The 24,320-nt window shown below is 37.3% G+C and carries 21 protein-coding genes; 5 read left to right on the top strand and 16 right to left on the bottom strand.

The genetic code is table 11. The features are described 5' to 3' along the window. Positions 1–430: 430 nt before the first annotated feature. The 6 genes from AC4G3O_RS10815 to AC4G3O_RS10790 form a co-directional block, all read right to left on the bottom strand. Positions 431–1,237 carry a MurR/RpiR family transcriptional regulator gene (locus AC4G3O_RS10815; RefSeq protein WP_491136156.1) on the bottom strand — a complete coding sequence of 269 codons (807 nt, stop codon included), beginning with the start codon at positions 1,235–1,237 and terminating at the stop codon, positions 431–433. Positions 1,238–1,264: 27 nt separating this feature from the next. After that, on the bottom strand, positions 1,265–1,951 hold the full coding sequence (locus tag AC4G3O_RS10810) for an N-acetylmannosamine-6-phosphate 2-epimerase (RefSeq protein WP_491136155.1): 687 nt from the start codon (positions 1,949–1,951) through the stop codon (positions 1,265–1,267). Between the two features lie 176 nt (positions 1,952–2,127). Then, positions 2,128–3,726 carry a PTS transporter subunit EIIC gene (locus AC4G3O_RS10805; protein ID WP_491136154.1) on the bottom strand — a complete coding sequence of 533 codons (1,599 nt, stop codon included), beginning with the start codon at positions 3,724–3,726 and terminating at the stop codon, positions 2,128–2,130. Between the two features lie 465 nt (positions 3,727–4,191). After that, positions 4,192–5,064, bottom strand: coding sequence for a pirin family protein (locus AC4G3O_RS10800; protein ID WP_490551727.1), 873 nt, complete (start codon positions 5,062–5,064; stop codon positions 4,192–4,194). Between the two features lie 592 nt (positions 5,065–5,656). Beyond that, positions 5,657–5,857 (bottom strand): cold-shock protein, encoded by a 201-nt coding sequence (locus AC4G3O_RS10795; RefSeq protein ID WP_050614125.1) that lies wholly within the window; start codon positions 5,855–5,857, stop codon positions 5,657–5,659. Positions 5,858–6,284: 427 nt separating this feature from the next. Further along, positions 6,285–7,427, bottom strand: a complete 1,143-nt coding sequence (locus AC4G3O_RS10790) for an acyl-CoA dehydrogenase family protein (protein WP_491136153.1) — start codon at positions 7,425–7,427, stop codon at positions 6,285–6,287. A 187-nt stretch (positions 7,428–7,614) separates the two neighbouring features. Between AC4G3O_RS10790 and AC4G3O_RS10785 the strand changes: the two genes are divergently transcribed. Then, positions 7,615–7,983, top strand: coding sequence for a hypothetical protein (locus AC4G3O_RS10785; RefSeq protein WP_140461381.1), 369 nt, complete (start codon positions 7,615–7,617; stop codon positions 7,981–7,983). A 25-nt stretch (positions 7,984–8,008) separates the two neighbouring features. Here AC4G3O_RS10785 and AC4G3O_RS10780 read toward each other — a convergent pair whose 3' ends face one another. The 6 genes from AC4G3O_RS10780 to AC4G3O_RS10755 form a co-directional block, all read right to left on the bottom strand. Then, positions 8,009–8,932, bottom strand: a complete 924-nt coding sequence (locus tag AC4G3O_RS10780; RefSeq protein ID WP_491136152.1) for a TIGR01777 family oxidoreductase — start codon at positions 8,930–8,932, stop codon at positions 8,009–8,011. Positions 8,933–9,058: 126 nt separating this feature from the next. Next, positions 9,059–9,766, bottom strand: coding sequence for a Type 1 glutamine amidotransferase-like domain-containing protein (locus tag AC4G3O_RS10775; RefSeq protein ID WP_491136151.1), 708 nt, complete (start codon positions 9,764–9,766; stop codon positions 9,059–9,061). A 133-nt stretch (positions 9,767–9,899) separates the two neighbouring features. After that, positions 9,900–10,310 (bottom strand): hypothetical protein, encoded by a 411-nt coding sequence (locus AC4G3O_RS10770; RefSeq protein WP_140461378.1) that lies wholly within the window; start codon positions 10,308–10,310, stop codon positions 9,900–9,902. 317 nt (positions 10,311–10,627) lie between these two features. Next, a complete protein-coding gene (locus tag AC4G3O_RS10765) occupies positions 10,628–11,689 on the bottom strand; it encodes an NAD(P)H-dependent flavin oxidoreductase (protein ID WP_140461377.1) in 1,062 nt (353 codons plus the stop codon). 182 nt (positions 11,690–11,871) lie between these two features. Further along, complete coding sequence (locus AC4G3O_RS10760) at positions 11,872–12,561, bottom strand: response regulator (RefSeq protein WP_066104175.1); 690 nt, start codon at positions 12,559–12,561, stop codon at positions 11,872–11,874. Between the two features lie 12 nt (positions 12,562–12,573). Continuing rightward, positions 12,574–14,154 carry an ATP-binding protein gene (locus AC4G3O_RS10755; protein ID WP_491136150.1) on the bottom strand — a complete coding sequence of 527 codons (1,581 nt, stop codon included), beginning with the start codon at positions 14,152–14,154 and terminating at the stop codon, positions 12,574–12,576. A gap of 88 nt (positions 14,155–14,242) precedes the next feature. On the opposite strand from AC4G3O_RS10755, the gene AC4G3O_RS10750 reads away from it, so the two are divergent. Next, a complete protein-coding gene (locus AC4G3O_RS10750) occupies positions 14,243–15,286 on the top strand; it encodes a DctP family TRAP transporter solute-binding subunit (protein ID WP_139891101.1) in 1,044 nt (347 codons plus the stop codon). A 213-nt stretch (positions 15,287–15,499) separates the two neighbouring features. Then, positions 15,500–16,777: a dicarboxylate/amino acid:cation symporter gene (locus AC4G3O_RS10745; RefSeq protein WP_066104184.1), complete on the top strand. Its 1,278-nt coding sequence runs from the start codon at positions 15,500–15,502 to the stop codon at positions 16,775–16,777. Positions 16,778–17,024: 247 nt separating this feature from the next. Here AC4G3O_RS10745 and AC4G3O_RS10740 read toward each other — a convergent pair whose 3' ends face one another. The 3 genes from AC4G3O_RS10740 to AC4G3O_RS10730 are packed head-to-tail and all read right to left on the bottom strand — an operon-like array spanning position 17,025 to position 19,311. After that, on the bottom strand, positions 17,025–17,393 hold the full coding sequence (locus AC4G3O_RS10740) for a hypothetical protein (RefSeq protein ID WP_066104187.1): 369 nt from the start codon (positions 17,391–17,393) through the stop codon (positions 17,025–17,027). A 13-nt stretch (positions 17,394–17,406) separates the two neighbouring features. Beyond that, positions 17,407–18,486, bottom strand: a complete 1,080-nt coding sequence (locus tag AC4G3O_RS10735) for a toxic anion resistance protein (RefSeq protein WP_066104191.1) — start codon at positions 18,484–18,486, stop codon at positions 17,407–17,409. Positions 18,487–18,510: 24 nt separating this feature from the next. After that, positions 18,511–19,311, bottom strand: a complete 801-nt coding sequence (locus AC4G3O_RS10730; protein ID WP_066104194.1) for a hypothetical protein — start codon at positions 19,309–19,311, stop codon at positions 18,511–18,513. Between the two features lie 379 nt (positions 19,312–19,690). On the opposite strand from AC4G3O_RS10730, the gene AC4G3O_RS10725 reads away from it, so the two are divergent. After that, a complete protein-coding gene (locus tag AC4G3O_RS10725; RefSeq protein ID WP_066104197.1) occupies positions 19,691–20,152 on the top strand; it encodes a PH domain-containing protein in 462 nt (153 codons plus the stop codon). A gap of 109 nt (positions 20,153–20,261) precedes the next feature. On the opposite strand, the gene AC4G3O_RS10720 is transcribed toward AC4G3O_RS10725, so the two are convergent. Then, positions 20,262–20,954 (bottom strand): DUF1919 domain-containing protein, encoded by a 693-nt coding sequence (locus tag AC4G3O_RS10720; RefSeq protein ID WP_139891103.1) that lies wholly within the window; start codon positions 20,952–20,954, stop codon positions 20,262–20,264. A gap of 283 nt (positions 20,955–21,237) precedes the next feature. On the opposite strand from AC4G3O_RS10720, the gene AC4G3O_RS10715 reads away from it, so the two are divergent. Then, positions 21,238–24,177 (top strand): SH3 domain-containing protein, encoded by a 2,940-nt coding sequence (locus tag AC4G3O_RS10715; protein ID WP_491136149.1) that lies wholly within the window; start codon positions 21,238–21,240, stop codon positions 24,175–24,177. Positions 24,178–24,320 lie beyond the last annotated feature (143 nt).

Here is a 24,320-nt window from a genome sequence, read left to right as displayed (position 1 = left end):
TAATGTACATTTTAATGTTAGATAAATACTCGGTTTTCCAAGTAACGTATTCTACCTCTATTCTCTAATATTCATCATACAGAGGTAATATAATATGTATTTTTTATCTTCAATTATTACACTCTAGAATGCCAATGAATGACCTATTACCTTTCAATGGTATTCTTAATTTATAATTTGTTGAATGAACTCACCAATATAAACCTAAGCACAAGTATCCTAATATTCACAATTAGCATCTTCAATATTTTTAGGAAAATGAAATATTATCTCGATATCACGACCGTACTTAATATATTGTACATACTCAACGTTTTGAAAAGACAGATCAATAATATGAATATCTTTTTACAAAAAAATACTCCTCCCAAGGTAGGCTGATTTTAAACAAATCAACTCTCTTAGGCGGAGTATTTTAAACTTCTTTATTTCAACTATTAATATGAATCTGAGACGATACTGCGGAAATGGTTTCTTGATAGATTTTTTTTCTATTGGGATCTTCCAGAAAATGCATACTAATTAAATCGATGAGGTAAAGCGCGCTTAAATCAAGACCGGTCGACAGATAGGCATTGCGAACGGGATGGACGGTCCATAGTACTTCATCCGATAATTGCGTAAGATATGTATGGTCATAAGCCGTCAGAGAGATTAATTTAACATCTTTTTTCTTCGCTTCATTAACTGATGAAATTAACTCCCGGGTTTGCCCAGAACGTGAAATAGCTAATAATAAATCCCCCTTTTTTAATAAGGTACTTCTAATAATCATTAAATGTGGATCAGTTACAGCTTCACTGGCAAAGCCCATCCTACTCAATCGATAATTTAATTCCTGTGCGGCAAGTCCCGAACTTCCTAAACCATAGATAAAAATCCGCTTAGCATTTGTAACTAATTTGAGTGCTTTCATTATCGATTTGCGGCTGTTTAATCCTTCTATATCGCGGATTACATCCATATACTGACTTCTTATTTTGGAATCCATATCTTCCGCTTCTTCATGGTGCGTTTCTCTCGCCAGGTTCATTTTTAATTCCACGAAATTTTTACAGGATACTTTTCTACAGAATCGTGTAATCGTTGCAACGGATACATTCGTCTTTTCTGCTATTTCTTTGATCGTGCACTTGGAAGCTTCTGATGGCGAAGAAAGCAAATAATCAGCTAAGCCTTTTTCTTTATCGGAGAATGAAGAATATTTCGATTGAATTTCCTTCAAGAGCGTAACCATAGATGACTCCTTCCTCCTTAAGTTTGATCAGCAACCCTTCTTTATTTCTTCAACAAAGCGACTTGTTATTTGCTGCGGCCGAGTGATTGCTCCCCCGACTACAACGGAATAAGCTCCAAAGTCAAGTACCCTTCCCGCCATTTCAGGAGTGATAACATTTCCTTCAGCTATAACAGGGATTGAGACATTTTTTAAGACTGTTTTGATAAATTCAAAATCATTCTCATATAATTTACATCCTTTTGTCTCATTTGTATAGCCATAAAGGGTTGTGGAAACACAATCAAAGCCCAATCGTTCCGCATTCATTACATCTTCCAACGAGGAGATATCTGCCATCAACTGAACCCCTGGATAATACTCTTTTACATATGAAACTAGATCAGCTAATGTTTCTCCATTCGGACGTTCTCTTAGTGTTGCGTCCATCGCAATCATTTCACAGCCTGTCTCAATTAGTTCATTGACTTCTTGTTTTGTTGCTGTGATAAAAACTTCACTATTTGGATAATTTCGCTTTACAATTCCTACGACAGGTAAATCTACTTCTTTTTTAATCGCGATAATATCCGGTTTCGATTCTGCCCGAATACCAGCCGCTCCACCTTGCTTGGCAGCCAGAGCAAGCTTTGACATGATAAATGAGCTATGAAGAGGCTCACTCTCTTGAGCCTGACATGAAACTACAAGACCCTTTTTTATTTGTTCCAACATTTTTATTCACCTACTATTTCTGTTTTTCTACCTTGATGATTACAATTGGAGCACGATTCTCCAGCAGCAATCCAATTAACGAAACTTAAATAGTGGAGGTAGCTTAGCATTAATATATAGATTAAAGAAAGAAAAAACATAATACCGCTACAGCTCCACCTATTAACCTTTTAGGATTATTTAACGTTGTTTATCTCATTCTTTAAGATCTCTGCGAGGGCTCCATATACGACTTGAACACCCTTGCCTTTCTTAAAGAGTCCCTTTGCCTTTAGTTCATCTTTCCAGACGGAATCTTCTGCAACTTTATCGATATCCTTGACGGTTACTCTTAATCTAGTTATACATGCATCCACGTCCACTAGGTTTTCTCTTCCACCTAAGGCTGTGATTACATCCTCGATATCAATATCTTTTAACAAAGCATCTTTCTTCGTATATAACTTATTCTCAGAATCCTCCCCACGACCTGGAGTTTTTAGATTCAATTTTAGAATAAGTGTTTTAAATACAAAGTAGTAGATTAGTGCTGTTGGAATTCCGAGAATGAGAATCCAAATATAATTCGTTTTATCATTACCCTGCAATAGACCGAATAATGTAAAATCAATAATACCCCTTGAGAAAGTAACCCCTACCGATACATCTAAAGCATATAAAGCAGCATAGGAAATTCCCTCTAGGATGGCATGAATCCCGTAAAGTAATGGTGCTACAAAAAGGAATGTAAATTCGATTGGTTCAGTAATCCCTGTTAAGAAGGATGTTAAGGCTGCTGAAAATAGAATACCACCTACAATTTTCTTGTTTTTACTGTTAGCAGTATGATACATAGCAAGGGCAGCTGCTGGTAAACCAAACATCATTGGTAAGTATCCACCTGTGAAATACTTCGTTGCTTCAGCTGAAAATTTGGTAACAGTCGGATCAGCCAATTGGGCGAAGAAAATGCTTTGTCCACCTTGTATGATTTTCCCTGCAACCTCTAATTCTCCACCAAGTGAGGTGTACCAGAATAGTGGATAAATAGCATGATGAAGTCCAAAAATATTGAGAAGTCTCATCAGAGATCCATAGAAGAACATTCCGATCGGGCCTGTTCGTCCAAAGAATTCTGAGAAGGTTGAAATTCCAAGGTGGACATATGGCCAAATAAATGGAATTATCACCCCTACTACACTGATTGCAAATACTGAAATAATCGGAATAAACCTTACTCCAGAGAAAAACGAAAGTGCTTCTGGAAGCTGCTTGTTGTAATATCTATTAGCTAAAAAGGCTACTAATAAACCAACAATAATTCCTCCAAGCACGCCAATTCTAACTGTAAAAATACCAAGCTCGTATCCATATACGTTTGCCTGCTTTGCTGCTTCAACCGGATCTAGACCCTGAGATAAGAAATAGTCTACCGTTGTCGTCTCTGGTGTATGGCCCAGGAAACCTAGAATGGTACCAACAATAACATGCATGACAAGAAAAGCAATTGCTGCTGATAAACCCGCTGCGCCTTTTTCCTGTAATGCTAACCCCGAAGCAATCCCAACAGCAAATATCAAAGGTAAGTTAGCAAATACAATATTACCAATTGCAGACATGGTGCTTAAAATATAAAACAAGATTGTGCCTTCTCCTAGGATTCCTTCCAACCCATAGGTTTCTACCATAAGGGGGTTGGTAAAAGCTGCCCCAATACCTAGCATGATCCCCGCTATTGGCAAAACAGCAATAGGAATCATAAAAGCTTTTCCTAAACGTTGCAGTTTTTCAAACATTCTTATCCCTCCATTTTCAATCAAATATAAAACCCTTCGACCAAACATTTGTTACTTTTGAAAATTATTATCATAAATCACATTTTATGTAATTTATTATCTTCTATTATATGAGAGTACCAGATTAATATGCAAATAATTTTTAGAATTATTTTACTATATTGATAAATTTTATAATTTTTCCAAATTCCACATGTAATGTTCGTCCCTTTGGTAGATTATTTGTAGGGCAATAGATATGGATATAGGACTAGAAAGGAACTGAACTCAAAAAATATATGTATTTTGATTGGTTATTTTTGCTTTTGGTAAGATCACTGATTAAATTTGTCAGTAACACATTTCTAGGATCAACACTCTCGATAGTTTAAGAACATACGTTCACAAACTATACAAACAAACACCAGATGTTTATGATCCATCTGGTGTTTGTTTGAAAATATATTTTATTTCTCTCATTATGATTTATTTTTTTACTGCAGGTGGTCCAAATAATCCGCGCTGAAAATCGCGGAACGCCTCCCTGATTTCTTCCTGTGTATTCATTACAAATGGTCCACCAAGAGCTATTTCTTCCCGGATCGGAACGCCTGAATAAATCAATACTTTAGAACGAGATAATGCTTTTATTTTTAATTCACTTGAGTTAGAATCGGAGCCTTCCTCAATAAAGGATAGTGTAGCCGCTCCTGTTTTGGCTATATTTGTCTTACTTTCTCCGTACTCCATCTCACCCGCCAACATATACAAAAATGCATTATGATTCTCAGGCAAAACATGTGTGTATTCAGCCCCTTCACGGAGGCTAATTTCTGTCATCGTAATAGGAACCAAACTATTCATAGGTCCCGTTACCCCTGCAACATCACCTGAGTAAACACGAATGGAACCCCCTTCAACATTCACAACAGGAGCATCTTCTACATAGATGTTTTGATAACTTGTTTCTGTATGCTTCAGACTTTTTGGCAGATTCAGCCACAGCTGTAAGGTATGAATAAGATCATCGTCAAAAGCCTCTTCCGCATGCCTAGCTGCCCAACCAGCATTCATGTATTGGGCATCACCAGCATCCAAAATGCTATACCCTCCTGCATTATCTATATGTTCAAGCCTTCCATCAATAACATACGTTATAGTTTGAAAGCCTCTGTGGGGATGGTCGGAGAAGGTTCCACGCTTAAACCAGTCTTCAGCCATTAGAATAAACGGGGAAAATTCCTCATTCCTCTCAGGATTTAAAATCATTCCTTGTTGAACATGCGGGTATCCATTTTTGTTGTATACTGGATACCAAAAATCTTTTACTTCTCTCTGAAATGTTGATTCATTAGACATTTCAATACCTCCTTTTGGACTTTTAAACATATGAATAAATTTATTTTCGTGCAGCTTTAAACTACTTTACAAAATTTCAATTGGGTTTCTTTTTAGCTCTTATTAGAAACTTTGCAATTAATTTTTCAGGCTGTTTCCGTGTAGCATGAATTGGAATTCCTTAAAGAAGTCATCAACGATCATTTCAATAATCCCTAAGGCAGTTTCTTTTGGTAGGCATTTGGTTCTTGATTTAAAACCCCGAGCCCTTGTATTCTGTGATTGTTTCTTCACCAAATACTTTTACTGTAAACTCTTTTTTATTTCAGAATCATTACTTTTTCCCTTATTGATATCCCACTATCTTACCATTAACATATTACCATAATATTCCGATTTGTCGTCAGAATATCACTGTATAATCCGGTTTAAATTAGTGATTATAAACCACTGTGCTATACTTAGCCTACCATTTGATATTACTAGTTTCATACGTTTGTTACAGAGGCTCTATTCATTTCTTGAATTGAATAGGGCTTTATTTTTATTCTCAAAATTATTGATTAAACAAAAAATAGACCCTACTAATGTAGGGTCTATCTATTAGCTGTTATTAAGCTTTTTGAACGTTTGTAGCTTGTGGGCCACGTTGTCCTTGTTCTACTTCAAACGTTACACTTTGACCTTCGTCTAAAGATTTGAAGCCTTCGCTTTGGATTGCTGAGAAATGTACGAATACGTCTTCTCCACCTTCACGTTCAATAAATCCAAAACCTTTATCTGCATTAAACCATTTCACTTTACCTTGTTCCATAATTGTTGCCTCCTAGTGTGTTTCCACACAATGTGTTACTATCCTTGCTCAAAAACCTTAGACGAAAATCAAAATCGCTTCTCAATCTGAAAACGAACAAAAATAATTCTTCTTTAGAATAACAGATAAATTCTAAAATAGCAAATTATTAGACTTATACCTTCTATATCACACTAAACATGTGAGTTAATATTCTTCAAGGAGAAATGTTTACATTTGGTAATTTCAGGCGTATCACCAAATAAATCAATGATTCACTAGTGAACTGAGATAATTATAGTCATTGGCTCTCAGTCTTCTGTGAATTTTATTACTTAAAAACCTTCATTAACGTAAAACAAGGTAAACCATTAGATTTACCCTGCTCTCTTTAAACATTATACCGGTAAGCTTAAATCATTTTCTTAATCTTACCTTTTTTCTTCTATTATATTTGTTTCTCCAACGCATTTTTAGCAAGTAAGGTCAGCGTAGAATCATCCATAGGAGGATTATGCAGACCTGCCCGAACATCACGATAATATCTTTGCATTGGACTTTTCCGTTGCAGGCTTTGTGCGCCGACTATTCGCATGGCTGTATCGACAATCGAGATTGCTTGATTGGTTATAGCCGTTTTAACAGCTGCCAATTCAGGACCCATTTGTTCACGTTTCTCAGGATACTGCTCCCATCTTTGAGCAATAGAATATAAAAAGCTCCTAGACTGCATCAGCTCAAGCTCCATTTGACCAATCTTTGCCTGAATATGCGGCAGTTCAGAGATTGTGCCCTTTAAACTGTTTGGTGAATACGTTTTTGCAAATTGAATCGCATAGTTACGCGCTCCCATTGCAATGCCTAAATAACACGCAGGTATATGTAAAAGCCAGCCTGAAGCTTTTCTAGCAGAAGCTCTTTCCACAAAATCTTCTTCACGAAGCACTACATTTTCCATAAGTAAATCATGGCTGCCAGTTCCCTGCATCGAGATCATATCCCATGTTTCATCAATACTCACACCGCTCTGGTTTTTGTATACTTTAAACCAACCAATCGTTTCCTCGTCAGGAATCCATGCACTTACAAGAAAAATATCCAAAACCGGAGCCAGTGAGGTGTACGTTTTTCTTCCGTTAAGAATCCATTTATCTCCTTTTCTAAGAGCGATCGTCTCTGGTCTACCTCCCCTTGTTGGGCTACCTGTCGCTGGTTCAGATGCGGCACGATTAACCAAAGCTCCGTCAGCGATTTCGTTAAATAGTTTCTTTTTATTTTCTTCTGTCCATGTTTTATTTTCTAAGAGCTCCAGGATCACCATATTGTGCCACCCAATTGCTAGTGACGTTGAACCGCAATGCTGGGCGATGATCTCCTGGCCAAGCAAAAAAGTCGTTAACCCTTCCCCTGCTCCTCCAAATTCCTGTGGCAAGGTTAAGGTTGTATACTTCATTTTTTTCAAATCGGTAATATTCTCGGCTGGAAATGAGCGTTCCTCGTCATATTTTTGTGCTCTTACAGAAAACTCTTTTGCTACGTCTTTTAATTGCTGCAAAATAGTTTCTTGTTGCTTTGTTAAATATTCCTCCATGTTGCCAGCTCCCTTATCGAAAAAACTATTCTGGGTTGAATAGTATGGTTTATATGTTTATCATATCACTTTGCCGTTTCTATACCCATTACCAAACTATAATTATTCCCCTATTCCCTAAGCAAAACACCTATGCAAATGATCTATAACGTGCATTAACTAATTATAAAGAGAGGGGAGACTACATTTGAGTAATGAAAGTGATAAAGATTTTTTTGATTATGCTTCTGATCTAATTGGTGAACAAGTCCAGGTTATTACAGTTGAAGGTTCATATTACGGGGAATTAAAGGCGTTAAAGAGCGACTTTTTGTTGCTGCTTACCACAAATAGAGGTCAAACTAGCATAATAGCCATCCGCTTCAAGAAAATAATTGGCATTTCAAGAAACCTATACAAGGAAAGAAGACGTCCATTATTCTTCGGTCAACAATGGAACCAAGAGCAGGATCATACAGACGACCAATATGATGATCATGTAGAGGATCATTATGAACATTCAGCAGACAATGATCATGATGAGCATGAAAATCATGATTTTCATGACGAAAAATAATTCAAAAGAAGTAAGGACTCTGCTTTTACCTCCGCGAGTCCTTTCTTTGTTTTACTAATTGCCTTAGAGCAGACCTTAAATCCGGATAGATAAATGAGTATCCGGCTTCGATTAATTTTTTGGGTATCACCTTTTGCCCTTGCAGTATTAACGTACTCATTTCTCCAAGAGCTGTCTTCATGAAAATAGAAGGAATGGTTGTCCAATGCGGTTTATTAAGTACCTCACCCAGAGTTTTACCGAAATCCTCCATTCTCTTTGGATGCGGAGCGGTAAAATTCACCGGGCCATTTATTTGGTTATTTCGGATACAAAATAAAATTGCATTTGCCACATCCTCAACATGAATCCACGAATACCATTGTCGGCCTGAACCTAAATTACCTCCGACAAATAGCTTATAGGGCAAAATCAATTTTGGAAAAGCCCCTTCTTTGGCACCAAGAATTAGACCAAAACGGGCAAATACGACTCGCATTCCAAAATCTGTTACTTTTTGGGCTCCCTGCTCCCACTGAACAACAGTTTCCGCCAGAAAATTGTCACCTGCTTGTTTCCAGTCCTCATGATAGGTTTGTTCTAGAGATGGCTCATAACAACCAATAGCACTTGCATTGATTAAAATTCGAGGTTTAGGGTCAAGCTTTGCTATTATCCTATAGATCTCATTTGTAGCATTTATACGGCTTTTTAAAATTTGCTTTTTTCTTTTCTCCGTCCAACGACCAGAATTCAGGGATGTGCCAGCTAGATTAACAATAGCTTCAACCCCCTCCAATTCCTCTTCTGGTTTACTATATTCATTAAGCCATTCGACTGGTTTAACAGTTGACATTGTCAGCTTATTTTTATTACGGGTCAAAATATAAACCTCGTGACCTTCCCTGACTAATAATGCAGCAAGTTCCTTCCCAACAAAACCGCTACCGCCGGAAATCGCTATCTTCATCCTCCGCACCCCATTCATTTGCGACTATCAATTCAGAAAGACTTTTAATCTATTTTTGCTTACTTTTCTACTTCCCTCATATGAAAAAGATGTAAACATTATAATAAGCACAACGTGTTATTCTCTCTATAAGTCTTCCTTTCCTAAATAAAAGGGTTCCAGGATTTTTTCCTCAATGCCATCTTCAGAAATTTTAACACTATAGGCGGCGGCGTTCGGTCTGGAGCTCACTACTTTTACCAGCTCTCCATTTACATAATGAAGCCCTACTCCATCATCAGCAGCAATACCTGGATTTATTAATCTATCTTTAACCATTTGTAAATAGGCAGGTCTTCTATTCATTTCACCGTCGTAGTGAGGTGAATGACTCCCCTTTAATATCCCCAATGCCTTTATTGGTTCACGTGTATCTCCAAATGAATCGGTCAATCCTTCCTCATACCAGCAAATTGCACCTGCACTTATACCGCACAATAGGATTCCTTGGTCATAAGCAGTTTTCAGTATTCGATCCAATCCCCACTCTTTCCAGAGAATTAATAAGTTCTTCGTATTACCTCCACCTACATAGATAATATCCTGTTCGAGTATGTAATCCTGCAAATTTTTGGTTGGAGGCTTAAATAATGATAAGTGAGTTGGTTCGCACTCCTGCTCATTAAAAAAGGTATAAAACCTTTGTACATACCCGTCCGCATCCCCGCTGGCAGTTGGTACAAAGCATATTTTTGGCCTATTTACAGTAGCCTGTTTTAAAATATATCGATCCAATAACGGATTATCCGGTTCCATTGAGAAACCTCCGCCTCCTAAGGCAATAATCTGTCGCATAGCTCAATCCTCCCTTACTTTTGACGACCAATAACGTTCAGGCAAAACTTAGTCTATAAATAACGTTTAATATATGTTTGTTAACAGCGTTTATAATGAACAAATGCATAAAAAAGCCTTACTTAAGGCTTCTTTAAAACTTCAGTACTATTGATTTACCATCATCCTTAGAATGAATAGTTACTTGTTTTTGTACAGAGCGATTTTTTTCTAAATGGACATCATATGAACCAGGTTCTATGGTCAACTCATATTCACCTTTACTATTAGTTTGAACATTTAAGGGTTTCTTGTCTTGATTCTTAGAGTTTTTCTTAATCAAAATATCAGTTTCACCAAGTGCATGACCGGATGAATTCAAAAGGATAAATTTTATTTGAACATTTCTTCTGATATCCTCATCCGAGGAAGCAGTGATTTGTTTACTAGACGTGTGATTTAAATTCAAATCATGATCCCCAAAAGAATAGAAAATGGCATACAGATAAATCGAAAATACGATTACTGCATAAAATATGAGTTTAACCTTCGCCATCATATTCACATCTGATCGCCCCTTCATTCCCTTTAAAAAGTAATCATGAGCCTGCCTACTACCATTATATTTCCATCCTTAAGCTATCATTCCCTTCCAGTATTTAAAATTTGTTAAGAAAATACTAATAAGTGGCTCTAATAATCAGTTTGATAAACAGTATTGGAAGAGCAGAAAAAATGAACGAATTTGAACATTTAATTAGTCTATTACAACATGGAGCGATCTGGTCCATATTTACAACCATAGGATATTTATTTTTATTAGTTTGGTGGTTTTTGTTCTTATTCAAAAGTAAAAATAAAAGATAAATTATAAATTATAAATTATAAATTTACAAACTGGTTCAGAATCCCTTTTGATTCTTCTTGAAGAGATTGTATTAATTCTTTAACCGATACTTCCCTGCTTAATCTTGGGCTCTGCCCAGACCAAAGTGACATATATTCCTTATTATTTTGTTCACTTGCTACCCTTCTTATTTCTTTAGTTAATGTATTTTGATAAGGATAAGCCGGCAATTCATTTTCGTACTCTCTCATATTTTCCATGAATTTATTGTTAACACCCCGGGCTGTCTTACCAGAAAAGACCCTGGTTAATAATACATCTTCTTCTGATGCATTAAGAATAGCCTTCTTATGTAATGGATGTGCTCCACTCTCTTTTGTAGTTAAAAAAGCTGTGCCTAATTGAACTGCTTTTGCACCAAGACATAAAGCCGCTGTGACACCTCTTCCATCCATAATCCCTCCTGCAGCAATAACAGGTATGGAAACATTATCTACAACTTGTGGAATTAAAGACATTAACCCTATTAAGCTATCTGGATTCATAAATGATCCTCTATGTCCTCCTGCTTCGCTGCCTTGAACAACCACTGCATCCATTCCTATACTCTCAACTATTTGGGCTTCTTTTACATTTGTTGCAGTACCTATAACAACTGTTCCGACCTTTTTTAATTCTTTCACAATCTCTTTACTTGGAATACCAAATGTGAACGAGCAAACCTTCAATTTTTCTTTTAATACTATTTCAATTTGTTCATCGAATTCTGATTTAGTAGAAATCGACAAATCATCCTTTACTATCTGAAGTTCTTTTCGATATTGGTCTAATAAACTATTCGTTTTTAAAATTTTATCTTCTATTAATTCATGATTTTCAGGTACAAAAAGATTTATACCAAATGGATGTTTAGTTAACTTTTTTACATTATGTATGAATTCTCTTGTTTTATCTGCTGTTAAATAACCGGCTCCAATACTACCTAAACAATTATTATTTGAAACTGATGAAACTAGTTCCGGAGTGGTCACGCCTGCCATAGGAGCTTGTAAGATGGGATATTTAATCCCTAACTCTTGAATCAATTTATTCTCCATAACGAGTTCCCCCTCATTTTTTTGAATTTATAATAAAGTTTTTCCCCAGGATGTATTGTATTTTTTACTTTTCATTGCTAGGTTGCCAAACGTTGAATAACCTTGAATGGATATTGCAATAATTCTCTGATAAAACAAGAAATATTTAGCTTTTGTAGCTTCTTAACTGATTAATGCTAATATCAATTAACCGTTTGATAACGGTTGATAGGCCGTCCTATCCCGCCATACTGTAATACAATTTCTACTTTGTTTTGCTTTTCGAGATGTTCCAGATAACGACGAGCTGTGACTCTTGCAAGTCCAGTCCCTTCGGCAACTTCTTCTGCCGAGATTGGTTTCTTTTTCTCTTCGATGAATAGAAGTATTTTCTCCATTGTTGCCGGGTTAAGTCCTTTAGGGAGTACTTCCTTCTTCATTTTATGCCCCTGTTCAGGTTGGCTGCGCAAGAGACGGTCCAATTCATCCTGAGTCAACTCCTCTTTCTGTTTGAATTGCTCCCTGTATGCCTTATAGTTTTCGAGCGCTTGCTTCATTCGCTCAAAGGTGAATGGCTTCATGACATAGTCAAAAGCTCCAAACTGCAGAATTTCCCGAATTGTCTGCTGGTCATTAGCTGCCGTAACGACGATGACCTCTGTCGAAATGGCCTTTTCCCTGATTTTGCGGATAGTAGCAAGCCCATCCTGTTCAGGCATGAATATATCCATTAAAACAAGTTCTGGCTTCAAGATTTCTATTTGTTCAAGCCCCACCTTACCGTTCGGGGCAAAACCGACGACATGGAAGCCTTCTATTTTCTCAATAAACCCACGATTAACCTCGCGTACCATTGGATCGTCCTCAATTAGTAATACAGTAACTGTTTCCATTTCATTTCCCCCTTAAAAAGTAATGACAATGCTGGTCCCTTCACCAGGAGAACTATCCACTTCAATATTGCCGCCGCCTTTGGCGACAATTTCATGAATCAAGTACATCCCAATCCCATGTCCTTCTTCTTGTTTGGTGGTGTATCCATTTTTGAATAGATTATTGATGACGGCTTCATCCATCCCAATTCCATTATCCTCCACCAAAATTGATGTAGATTCATCCGTTTGGTCCAAGCTAATAGACACTTTACGCTCTTTTTGGATAGATTTCTGTACAGCCTCGAATGCATTTTCAATAAGATTTCCGATAATGACGACAAAATCATGATGGTCAAGCCCATTTGGAAAATGAGTCCAATTGCTGTTCTTATCTATTTCGACTTCGATACCTAGTTCTTTCCCATGGCTAACCTTACTTAAAAGCAAACCTGATAGATTGTCATCTTTAATGCGTTCATGTAGGAAATCAGTGAGCATTTCTTGTTCTTCTTTAGCTTGGAAGATATATTCAGTTGCTTTTTTATATTTACCAAGCTGAAGCAAGCCTGCGATTGTATGCATCTTATTTTTATGTTCATGATTTTGAACACGGAGAGCCTGAACAAAAGCCTTTACGCCTGTAAGCTCCTCGGCTAGCTTCTTCACGTCTGTCCTGTCCTGAAAGACTGCGACGGCTCCAATCGTTTTGCCCCTTACCTGAATAGGAATACGATTACTCAAAATGGAATGCTGGTTGACCAATAACTCCTTATTATAGACCGGGTGATTAAAATCAATGATTTCTGGCAATCTTGTATCAGGCAGAACATCATAAATATTCTTGCCGATTAGATTTTGCTTATCTACACCAAGGATACGATAGGCCTTTTCATTAAAAACCGTAATGGTCATATCATTATCAATAGCGATAATTCCTTCATGCATGGCATTGAAGGTTTCATTCCGTTCGGCATAGAGACGAGCTATTTCATGTGGCTCAAGCCCAAACATTTGGTTTTTAACATGCCGTGCCAGTGACCATGCTCCCCATGCGCCAAGTAGCAGCGAAAAACCAATAGCCAAGAAGATTTCAATCCTTGTCCCCCATACAATTTCCCATAGAGTTGGGGTCAGATATCCTGTGATAACCACCCCTACCTGATTATGTTCATCATCCATAATAGGAACAAATCCGCGCATAACTGTGCCTGCTTCTCCATTCGCTTTAGAGACATAGCTGTGTTCCGTAAACGCAGCATCCTCATCTGCCGTTTTTGACACTGTACCTATCATCCTTTTGCCAGGATGGGACAGTCGGATACGATTATTATTGAGCACAACAATATAATCAGCATTATTGATAACCCTAATCCGCTCAACAACTGGGTTTATTTCTTCCGCTCTGCTTTTGTCACCGCCTTCTGAAAGCAGCTTCCTCACCTCAGGCAATTCAGCAACCGTTCTTGAGAGGAGCAGGCTCCGTTCGCTGATTTCTGCCTCCTTCTTTTCCATGAAACTTCCGAGCACAAAGATACCTGCAACAGCAAAAGAACAGATAATGATGAAGAAAGTCATAGTCATAATCTTCCAATGGATAGATATTTGCTTCATGCCCAAAACTCCTCGAGTAACTTTTTTCCATTGTACCACCAAAAAACATGGTAGAATATTGAAAAGAATAATATGGCGGGGATATGATATGAAAAGTTTTTTAATAACAGCTGTTTCCATCATTGCCGTATTGGTGATATACATGGGGGTTCAGCATGATTTTGGGCAGAAAGCAAGCTTACCGCCTGATTTTGAACAAGAGGGCTTAAACGAACAAATTGTCATCAACTTTAGTCATGTTGTTGCCGAAAATACACCAAAAGGGCTCACCGCTGATAAATTTGCAACGCTAGTCGAGAAGAAGACTAACGGAGCTATCCAGGTAGAGGTATATCCAAACAGCACACTCTACTCAGATGGGGAGGAACTGCAAGCTTTGCAAAATGGCGATATCGAGATGATTGCTCCCTCCTTCTCAAAAGTGACAGATTGGATTCCCGAATGGCAAGTTCTCGATCTGCCGTATTTATTGAAGAATTATAAAGATATAGAAGAGATTTTCACAGGTCCCATAAAGGGAGAGCTATTAGGGATGCTTGATGAGTATGGTGTAAAGGGCTTGGCCTTTTGGAATAATGGATTTAAACAAATTACAACGGCCCATTCTCCTGTTAAACTGCCAGATAATCTTGAGGGACTTACTCTGCGTACCATGCCAAGTAACATGCTCAAAAGGCAGCTGAACCTTGTTGGTGCAGAGAACCGAAGCGCTTCCTTTGACCAGGTTTATAGTTTATTAGAAAGGGAGAAGCTTGACGGCCAAGAAAATACGATCTCTAACATTGATTCTAAGGGTTTCTATCAAGTGCAAGATCATATGATACTATCCAACCATGGTATTCTTGGATATGCAGTCATGATTAACAATGAGTTTTGGAACAGTCTTCCAAAGAATTTACAGCAGGCAGTCATCGAAGCAATGGACGAAGCGACAGCTTGGAACTTAACGCAATCCGAGCAAATGAACAGAGAATCCTTAGCGAAATTGGAAGCTTCCGCTGAGCTTGAAATCTATCATCTAAGTGACGAAGAATTACGGCAATGGCAGCAAACTTTCTTGCCACTGTATGATTACTATAAGACCCAATTCGACGAAAAACTATTAAAAAAGATTCAAGAGTCGATTGACTGATGAGGCCTTCCCCTACGGAAGGTCTTTCTTTTTCATATAGATTGGATGCTGATTAAAGAAATATGCTCATTCTTTCGATTAAGATAATTATCCTGGTGACCAAAAAGACCAAAAAGAACATTAAAACCATAATCCCACAATTCCTTCTTTATCCTTTAAGATAAACACAATAAATTGTAAGCGCTAACAATAAAACAGAAAGAAGGGTTGGCTTTGAAAATCTTTAAGAATCTAACTGTCCAAGTTGTCACCGGTATCATTTTAGGGATTATGGTAGGGGCAATTTTCCCTGAGTTCGGTGCCAGTTTAAAAATCCTTGCTGATTTATTCATAAAATTAATTAAAATGTTGATTGCTCCAATTATCTTTTTGACAGTAATCATTGGGATTGGAAGCATGGGCAACCTAAAGAAAATCGGGAAGATTGGCGGCAAGGCTTTATTGTATTTCGAAATTGTATCCACTCTTGCTTTAGCAATCGGTATTCTTGTCGTCAACTTTGTTCAGCCTGGAAGCGGGCTTAATACAGAGAATTTAAAAACTGGCGATGTATCACAATATACGGCACAGGCTGCTGAATCGGATCAGGGCTTCGGAGCATTCATTCTGAACTTGATTCCTGAGAATGTTGTCGGCGCCCTTGCTTCAGGGGAACTGCTTCCGGTCTTGTTCTCAGCAATTCTATTCGGACTGGCTGCTGCTTCTGTCGGCGAAAGAGCCAAACCAGTCATCACCTTCTTTGAAATAATAGCTGATATATTCTTTAAGATTGTCAATATGGTTATGAAAATATCCCCTATCGCCGCGTTTGCCGCAATGGCCTATACAATCGGAAATTTCGGTCTTGGATCGCTTGTTTCACTCGGAAAATTGATGGGCTCTGTGTACCTCACTATGTTTTTATTCGTCGTCTTGGTCCTCGGCTCAATTGCAAAATATTACGGTTTTAATATCTTTAAGTTCATGGCCTATATTAAAGAAGAGATTCTGCTGGTTCTTGGTACATCATCTTCCGAATCTGCCCTGCCGGGAATGATGCGAAAGCTAGAAAACTACGGCTGTTCAAAGCAAGTCGTCGGTTTGGTCATCCCTACAGGGTACTCCTTCAACCTTGATGGTACATCTATATATCTATCAATGGCCGCCATCTTTATCGCCCAGGCCTATGGGATTGATTTGACCATCTGGCAAGAACTGACCTTGCTTGGCATATTGATGCTAACCTCAAAAGGCGCTGCAGGGGTGACAGGATCCGGCTTTATCACACTGGCCGCCACTTTGGCTGCCTTCCCAATGATTCCGGTAGAAGGAATGGCGTTATTAATTGGTGTCGATCGTTTCATGTCTGAAGCACGTGCAATTACGAACCTAATTGGCAACGGTGTGGCAACTGTTGTTGTTTCTAAATCAGAGAAAGAATTCAATGCGGATTTTGTGCCTGATGAACAACCAAAGAGGTATGATGCCACTTCTCCTGCAGACAATCTATAAAACAAAGAGAAAGACAAGCCGTGCCTCCATCTGCCAGCTTGTCTTTCTTTTTAAATACTTTTTCTAATTTTCCATTCATATACGGATGATCAACCTGTGATACTTATTATTTTTCATTTTCAGGTTAATTTAATTATTGCTCTTAATCCATACCTGAGAAGATAGCTGCATAATTAAAAGACTGCCTATCTGACGTCCCGTCTCTGAAGAACAGTTAAATAAAAAAAACGCCGAATCAATCGGCGTTTCAGTAGTATATTCGATTTCCTTTTTCCTTCTGCTTTTTATAATACTTGTCGTATGCAACCAATGTTAAGACTGCTAGGATGGGATAACACAGTACCATGGAGTTGTATGAAGTGTATCCTGCAAAATTAAAATGGAATAGCAGGAAACCAATCGTATTAATGACAAGCAACCTCATTTTCAATGAATGGTTTTCTTTCATTTTCATAAAGAATAAGCCAAATAAAAGAATTGTAATCCCGATGGACATGGAAATATAGGAACCCAGGAACATTCCGAATGAATCAAAGAATACCACTGGTATCAATCCACTAAACATCACGGTCAAATAACAGGTTAGCAGCAAGAGAGAATATCTAACATATTGCATGGTTTCTTCCCCCTTATTGATTTAATAACTTCGTTTTCATTTCTCTGTTCATATCATCCAGCTTCGTTACAAACTCTTTACTGCTGGCGATAATCCTTCTGCTGGATGCTTCCTGGGTCTCAATAGCAGAATAAATATCCTGGTAAGCCTTTTGAAGCTTTTCAATCGAGATAGATGGATTCTCCAGGAGCTTCGTTGTTTTTTCTGTGTTTTCTTTTAGCATTTGCGCGTTTGCCAAAATCATGTTTTCTGTAGCTTCATTTACGTCATTGATTGCTGTAATGATTCTTTCCTGATTTTGCAGTGCCAAATGAATAGCAGATGTAACGGGAGCTAAGTTCTTAGTCGTATCAATTGCATTCCGAATGGCTTCTTTCAATTTATCATTATTTTTCTTGATAATATCAACAGAAGCAAGGGATTGCTGTAGCACATTTACCATAGAGCTCATATTCTTTGTTCGCACAATAATTTTCTCCTGTGCCTCCATGACAAGCTGCTGCTTATTCTGCCATTCTGGATCGTTCTTTTTATCCTCAATCATTTGGAAAAGATGCTGACCCATATAGATTTGTTTATCTAAGAGATAAATTTTTTCATGGACATCTTTTTTGATGACATCAAGCTCAGCATTATCCTCCTGAAGCATATCTCTTCCTCTAAGTAAGGACTGGACGATTTCATCAATATTCTTTTCCACTGTTTGATACTTTGCAATAAACTTTTCATTTGAACTCTTGCGCAAAAACTTTGGAACAATCTTTGCTATTCCTTTTGTCTGATAGGCATTTGGATTTAGGTCAGAAACCGCCTCGCGAAGCTTGAGCAGATTAGTTGGTATATCGTGATTGTCCTTGTTGTCCATCATGTCTTTGACTGGTCTGCGTAGACTGTTTAATGATTCCCCAGCCATACGTTGCTCATTGCCGCCGAAATTGCTTAAATGCTCTAGGACGGAGTCAATATTATGTGCATCCGTGTCAGATATTTTTTTGACGACCTGAGTTGCTTCATCATTTAATTTTTTCATATCTTCGGGATTTATGAATGATTGAATCGCTGTTTCATCAAATTCCCTATTTTGTTCACTCATCGGTTTTCCACCTCTTGTCCAACATTATTTTTCGTATCTTTGATCGATTGTAGTCAATGTTTTCTTTAAGTCAAATTCCCTTGTATTGTCAATATGTCTGCGAATTTGTGTAATTCGCTCCTGTATGATAATCAGTCGATTTAATGTATCATGTTCATACTTTTCTTGTTGTTTGGATTCCAATTGACTAAAGTCAGCTATCAGCTTTCGTAAATCTTTAATTATTGTCTCCTTAACCTGATGCTCATAATCAACATCAGAGATGAGATCCACATGCTCCAGTAAATAACCCAGGCTTGGGATAATTTGAGTAAAGGCATGATCAATCGGTGATGAGAGATAGTTTCTTTTTCTCGCATCTTCCAGCTCGTTTATAAGAGCAGTAAAGTTATTGTTATTTTGATATATCATTTTCATTTTTTCCGGCTGAAAACTCATAATGGCCCATCTTAAAAACAGGTCAATCTTTTCTAGATCGCTTTCTTTCTTTAATAACTGTTCAGAGATTTTCTTTTCTGTATAAACTCTCGATCTTGTATCGTATCGAACATCAAGTAAAGGCTGTTTGGTTTTAGCTTTTTGCGCATTAATCGTAATGTAATCCGGTCCAGCCAAGATAGATAGTATATTTGAATCCAATTCATATACATAATGGGCATAACGATCATCCAATTGAGTGCATACAAACTGGTCTTTTTGATTTTTACCTGCTATTCGCTTCATCACATTTGCCAAACGTTCCTGTTTTGGTCCTGCTGGTTTTGCGTCCTGCAGAAAAACTACAGCTGTAGCTCCTACCAATCCAAGAAGGATCATATAGAACATAAACAGTCACCCCTTTCTAAGGCAATTTTACCATACTATACATACGAACAAACAGACAGATAGTTTCAAAAAACATTGGTAATTTTCATTTCCTGTAGCACTTTTATCAAAAATAATGGATATCTCAAGAAAAACTATATTTATATATTATTTCTTTCCCTAAGCGAATATCTTAATTTAAAATTTCAGAATAGAAACTATTTTACACACCTAAAATATGGATTGTTTTGGTAAAATACAAATTGAAAGCTGACCCAAATCGTAAAACGGCCAATCGACGGCGAATTTCCATTAATTCACCTGTTAATTTGAAGGGTAAATTACATCTACATACGTACCACCAAGAAAGTATAAATTCAAACGAATAGAGGATGATAGCATGTATTTTTCATCAAAAAGAGACTTATGGATAACCGCTACCATTTGGTTATTCGCATTTATTTTTATTCTTTCACCCATTTTCTTTCCAGACCTTGGTGTTTGGATGACCCCTGAGTTCTTAGACAAGCAATGGATTAAAATCGTACTCTTAGTACCAGTTGGTTTTTGTTTAATGTGGATATGGCTTAAAACGGGATATACAATTGCGGAAAATCTCCTCACCATACACTACGGTCCATTTAAGAAGGAAATTAAGATTGATACGATTAGTAGTATAAGAAAAACCAGAAATCCTTTTACAGATCCTGCCCAATCTATGAATAAAATAGAAATTAATTTTACAGGATTTAATACGATTGCCATTTCACCAAAAAACCAAACTGAATTTGTTCGTCAATTATTAAAGCAAAATCCACATATAAAAACGGATTACCATTTTGAAAATCGTACGGAGAGTTAGGATAAGAATTAATAGATTAGCCTTTTTAAGTGCAATCTGCCTGCAGCGTCGGTCTAATACCATGAGCACATAAAAAACACCGGAAAACACCGGTGTTTTAATTAATTATCTATTTGTTGTCGATTAGCTTAAAAGGAAAATGCAGTTCAAAATTGGCTTTTCTTTTTTCAGGCTCTTTCTTAATCACTTCCCCTGTATTCAGCCAAGATGCTACATCAAAGTATTTCTTATAATCCGTTAGCTCATTTTGTAATTTGGTTTCTATGTGTTGATTTGAAAAACAAATCACATTGTCTAAATGTCCCATTGGCCTAGCCGTAAAACAAACTTTGTTTTTTAAAGGCAACTGATTGAACGTTTCAATACATTCTTTTCTGCACTGATACTGATCGCTGAATTTAAAAAACAACTGATCCCAATTTATGCGTTTAACTCTTTCATTCCAGTCATTTAATGCTGTCTGTTTATACTTATAGGAATAGAAATGGATCTCCACTTTCTGGTCCAACAGCCCAATGGGATAGATATCCGTTATTCCATCATATTTTGAATGGAGTGTAAATTTAAGGGGAGATTTCATATAATGCTCAAAGTTAGATAAAAGCTCAATATAGTCCGGTGCAAATATGAACATTCCAATAAATGGAGAGTTGTATTCCATACCTAAATCATCGTATACTTTCTTGCCCCAATCATTGTCTGAGACAATCGTGAAATGACTGTTTTTCACTTTCTTTTTCATATCCAGATGAAAACAATAACTAGATATCTTTTTCGTTATTTTTTGTAGATAACCTTCCATTTTATCTCCCCCTTTCTACATTATTATTACCTTTATTCCTTTTTTTAATGAAAAAATAACATCTAAATTATGGAATCTTACATTTCTCGCTAAAGATTTCCCAAATTATGCCGATATGTGATATAGCACCCTCTATGACATTTTATGATGGAGACATTTTTTAGTTACTCATTTTATCCTTAAATTTGTTTGGGATTGATTTAACTGGTCTTTGCAGTTGTCTGACAAAAATATATGCCATACAGCCTTGTAAAACTGAGGGAGAATAAAGGAGGATGTACATTTGCAAAATCAAAAGGCAAGCCATAAGCCATTGGTCTATAAGGGTACAACACTTTTATTATCTGCAGGATTTATCCTATATAGCGGGGATACATCATTAAAATTATTGGACACCAAAAAGGCAGAAGCATCTAGTGTTACGTATTACGAAACCACTTCTAATTTAAATTTACGAGTCAGTAATTCTACTAAAAGCACTGTACTCTTAACCATCCCTAAAGGGGAAAAGATTAGCTACCTTGCAAAAAGTGGTTCTTGGTTCAAAGTGAAATTTAACAATCGCACAGGATGGGTCAATAATAAGTATGTGAAGAAAGCTGAAAATATTACTTCTAGTAAAGCAATTGTGTCTGGCTATCAAACTACAGCTAATCTTAATTTACGATCCAAAGCGTCAACCAATGGGAAAATCCTGAAAACCATACCTAAAGGGAAAACCCTAACCTATATTTCCACTAGCGGTTCTTGGATTAAAGTAAAATATCAAACTACTACGGGCTGGGTTAGTTCAGATTATGTAAAAAAAATAAATGAGAAAGCTAAGGTTGAACCTGCTGTGGTGAAATCTGCTGTTGTTACCAGCAGTTCATCAGCCTACACAACGAAAGCTAACCTTAATTTACGATCATCCGCTTCAACAAAAGGAGCTATTTTAACGACGATTCCTAAAGGGAAATCCGTTACTTATGTTTCCAAAAGCGGTTCATGGTTCAAAGTAAAATATGGCGGTAAAACCGGTTGGGTCAGCTCCAGTTATTTAAAAGCTAACTCAGCTGCTGCTAAACCAACGAGCAGCACCCCTTCCGCTGTGGCAAAACCACAGCAAGAGGTTACGTACCAAGCAACAGCTAATTTAAATTTACGATCCTCTTCTTCCACAAAAGGATCTATTCTTACGACGATTCCTAAAGGGAAATCCGTTACTTATGTTTCTAAGAGCGGTTCATGGTTCAAGGTGAAATATAGCGGTAAAACCGGTTGGGTCAGCTCCAGTTATTTAAAAGCTAACTCAGCTGCTGCTAAACCAACAAACGGTACAGGCACACCATCTACCGTGGCAAAACCACAGCAAGAGGTGAAGTATCAAGCGACAGCAAATTTAAATTTACGTTCTTCTGCTTCAACGAAAGGATCCATTTTAACGACAATTCCTAAAGGGAAATCTGTTACTTATGTTTCCAAGAGTGGTTCTTGGTTCAAGGTGAAATATAGCGGTAAAACTGGTTGGGTCAGCTCCAGTTATTTAAAAGGTGTTACACCGGTTAAAAATGAGAGTCCCTCCCCTTCTGTTGAAAAACCAAAGGCGAATTTGACTTATCAAACTACTGCTAAACTGAATCTAAGAACTGAGGCTTCTACCCAGGGGTCCGTATTAACGCTTATACCAAAAGGAGAGAAAGTTACCTATCTATCAAAAAACAGTTTTTGGTTTAAGGTGAAGTATGGAAACAAAACAGGTTGGGTCAGCTCTGAATTCCTAAAGGAAACAACTGAAGATAAAAAAGAGGAAGTAAAGAATAAAGAGATTTATACGACAACTGCTAATTTGAAGTTTCGAATTTCAGGCTCTACCAGTGCAACAGTCATTACTACTATACCTAAAGGAAAGCAGGTTACGTATTTATCCAAAAAAGGGGCATGGTATAAGGTTTCCTTTAACTCACTTACAGGCTGGGTCAACTCATCCTACCTGGTAAAAGGAGCATCTACCTCCGATTCCTCTAATCCAATCAGTTCAGATTCCTATGTAACGATGGATTTAAGGACAAAATCATCCGTAACAGCTGCTCAGATTAATACGTATATTGCGAAAAATGCAACCTCCTCCAACAGTGTTCTATATAACAGGGGAAGCATATTTATTGATGCAGCAAACAAGTATGGCGTGAACGCTTTGTATCTTGCAGCACATGCCATTCATGAGAGCAATTTCGGTAAATCGACTATATCATTGGCAAAAAATAATCTGTTTGGTTACGGAGCCTACGATGCAGCTCCATTCGTGGGTGCTGTCAAATTTAATACAATCAAATCAAATATTGAATTTATTGCTCAAATGATGAAAGCAACGTATTTAAATGAAGGATACTGGTCCTATAAAGGTGCTTATCTTGGTTCTACCGTTAAAGATAGTAATGGGAATAGAATCGACAGCCTAAGCAGCGGGATGAATTTTTATTATGCGACCGATTCAAATTGGGGAAAAGCGATTGCCAAACATATGTCGGCAATGCTTGATTACAGTAACGAGGGTGCAAAAAATGCCAACCCGAATAAAAAGGTGCCAAGCAGACCCTCTTATCCTGATGCAAAAGATGTCTTTCCTACCGGTACTCTTGCTGTAGCCCATAAAACAATTAATCTGACATCAGCAGATAACACAGGTTCAACCGTTTATCAGACAACTTCAAACCTAAATTTGCGATCAAGTGCTTCAACAGATGGTTCTATTCTGCTCACCATTCCTAATGGGAAAACGATAACCTATCTTAGTGCAAGTGGTAGCTGGTGTAAGGTTCAATATAACGGAAAAACCGGCTGGGTCAGTTCTGAATATGTCACAAAAACAAACTCAGGATCTTCTGTCAGCATTCAAGCAGGAGAAACCTTTAATTTACTAGAAAAACATAACAATGAGTCTTTAAAAGTAAAATACAAAGTGAAAATGTATTATACATCCAGTTTTGGATTAAGCAGTTATTATAAATACATGTCCGTTAAAAATCTGGCGCGTGTGGATGCTACATCCTTAAATGTCCGTTCTGCTGCGAATACAGGCAGCAGTATAGTCGGTACCCTATCTAATTATCAATATATTGAGCTATCGGTTGATTCAAAAAACAATCCGGAAACCAGCAATGGATGGTATAAAGTGAAACTTTCAAATGGTACACAAGGATGGGTTTCCGGAATGCATATTATCCGTGAATTGAATAAATAATAGATTGTGAGATTGTCATATCTTAGTTTTTAGCCCAGAGATTCACTCTGGGCTTTTTTCTATAAGGATATATTTGTTTTGTCACAACAGCCCATTAGAAAACAAAAGGAAACATTCACTATTTATCCGCCCTTACGTTTTGT

The sequence above is a fragment of the Bacillus sp. z14 (2026) genome, from assembly GCF_058313575.1.
The sequence above is the reverse complement of the archived record's forward strand: the minus strand, read 5'-3'. Positions and strand labels throughout refer to the sequence as shown.

What these genes read in the sequence shown, in the direction of transcription:
- AC4G3O_RS10815 (WP_491136156.1), bottom strand. Translation starts at nt 1,237, where the DNA reads ATGGTTACGCTCTTGAAGGAAATTCAATCGAAATATTCTTCATTCTCC.
- AC4G3O_RS10810 (WP_491136155.1), bottom strand. Translation starts at nt 1,951, where the DNA reads ATGTTGGAACAAATAAAAAAGGGTCTTGTAGTTTCATGTCAGGCTCAA.
- AC4G3O_RS10805 (WP_491136154.1), bottom strand. Translation starts at nt 3,726, where the DNA reads ATGTTTGAAAAACTGCAACGTTTAGGAAAAGCTTTTATGATTCCTATT.
- AC4G3O_RS10800 (WP_490551727.1), bottom strand. Translation starts at nt 5,064, where the DNA reads ATGTCTAATGAATCAACATTTCAGAGAGAAGTAAAAGATTTTTGGTAT.
- AC4G3O_RS10795 (WP_050614125.1), bottom strand. Translation starts at nt 5,857, where the DNA reads ATGGAACAAGGTAAAGTGAAATGGTTTAATGCAGATAAAGGTTTTGGA.
- AC4G3O_RS10790 (WP_491136153.1), bottom strand. Translation starts at nt 7,427, where the DNA reads ATGGAGGAATATTTAACAAAGCAACAAGAAACTATTTTGCAGCAATTA.
- AC4G3O_RS10780 (WP_491136152.1), bottom strand. Translation starts at nt 8,932, where the DNA reads ATGAAGATAGCGATTTCCGGCGGTAGCGGTTTTGTTGGGAAGGAACTT.
- AC4G3O_RS10775 (WP_491136151.1), bottom strand. Translation starts at nt 9,766, where the DNA reads ATGCGACAGATTATTGCCTTAGGAGGCGGAGGTTTCTCAATGGAACCG.
- AC4G3O_RS10765 (WP_140461377.1), bottom strand. Translation starts at nt 11,689, where the DNA reads ATGGAGAATAAATTGATTCAAGAGTTAGGGATTAAATATCCCATCTTA.
- AC4G3O_RS10760 (WP_066104175.1), bottom strand. Translation starts at nt 12,561, where the DNA reads ATGGAAACAGTTACTGTATTACTAATTGAGGACGATCCAATGGTACGC.
- AC4G3O_RS10755 (WP_491136150.1), bottom strand. Translation starts at nt 14,154, where the DNA reads ATGAAGCAAATATCTATCCATTGGAAGATTATGACTATGACTTTCTTC.
- AC4G3O_RS10750 (WP_139891101.1), top strand. Translation starts at nt 14,243, where the DNA reads ATGAAAAGTTTTTTAATAACAGCTGTTTCCATCATTGCCGTATTGGTG.
- AC4G3O_RS10740 (WP_066104187.1), bottom strand. Translation starts at nt 17,393, where the DNA reads ATGCAATATGTTAGATATTCTCTCTTGCTGCTAACCTGTTATTTGACC.
- AC4G3O_RS10735 (WP_066104191.1), bottom strand. Translation starts at nt 18,486, where the DNA reads ATGAGTGAACAAAATAGGGAATTTGATGAAACAGCGATTCAATCATTC.
- AC4G3O_RS10730 (WP_066104194.1), bottom strand. Translation starts at nt 19,311, where the DNA reads ATGTTCTATATGATCCTTCTTGGATTGGTAGGAGCTACAGCTGTAGTT.
- AC4G3O_RS10725 (WP_066104197.1), top strand. Translation starts at nt 19,691, where the DNA reads ATGTATTTTTCATCAAAAAGAGACTTATGGATAACCGCTACCATTTGG.
- AC4G3O_RS10720 (WP_139891103.1), bottom strand. Translation starts at nt 20,954, where the DNA reads ATGGAAGGTTATCTACAAAAAATAACGAAAAAGATATCTAGTTATTGT.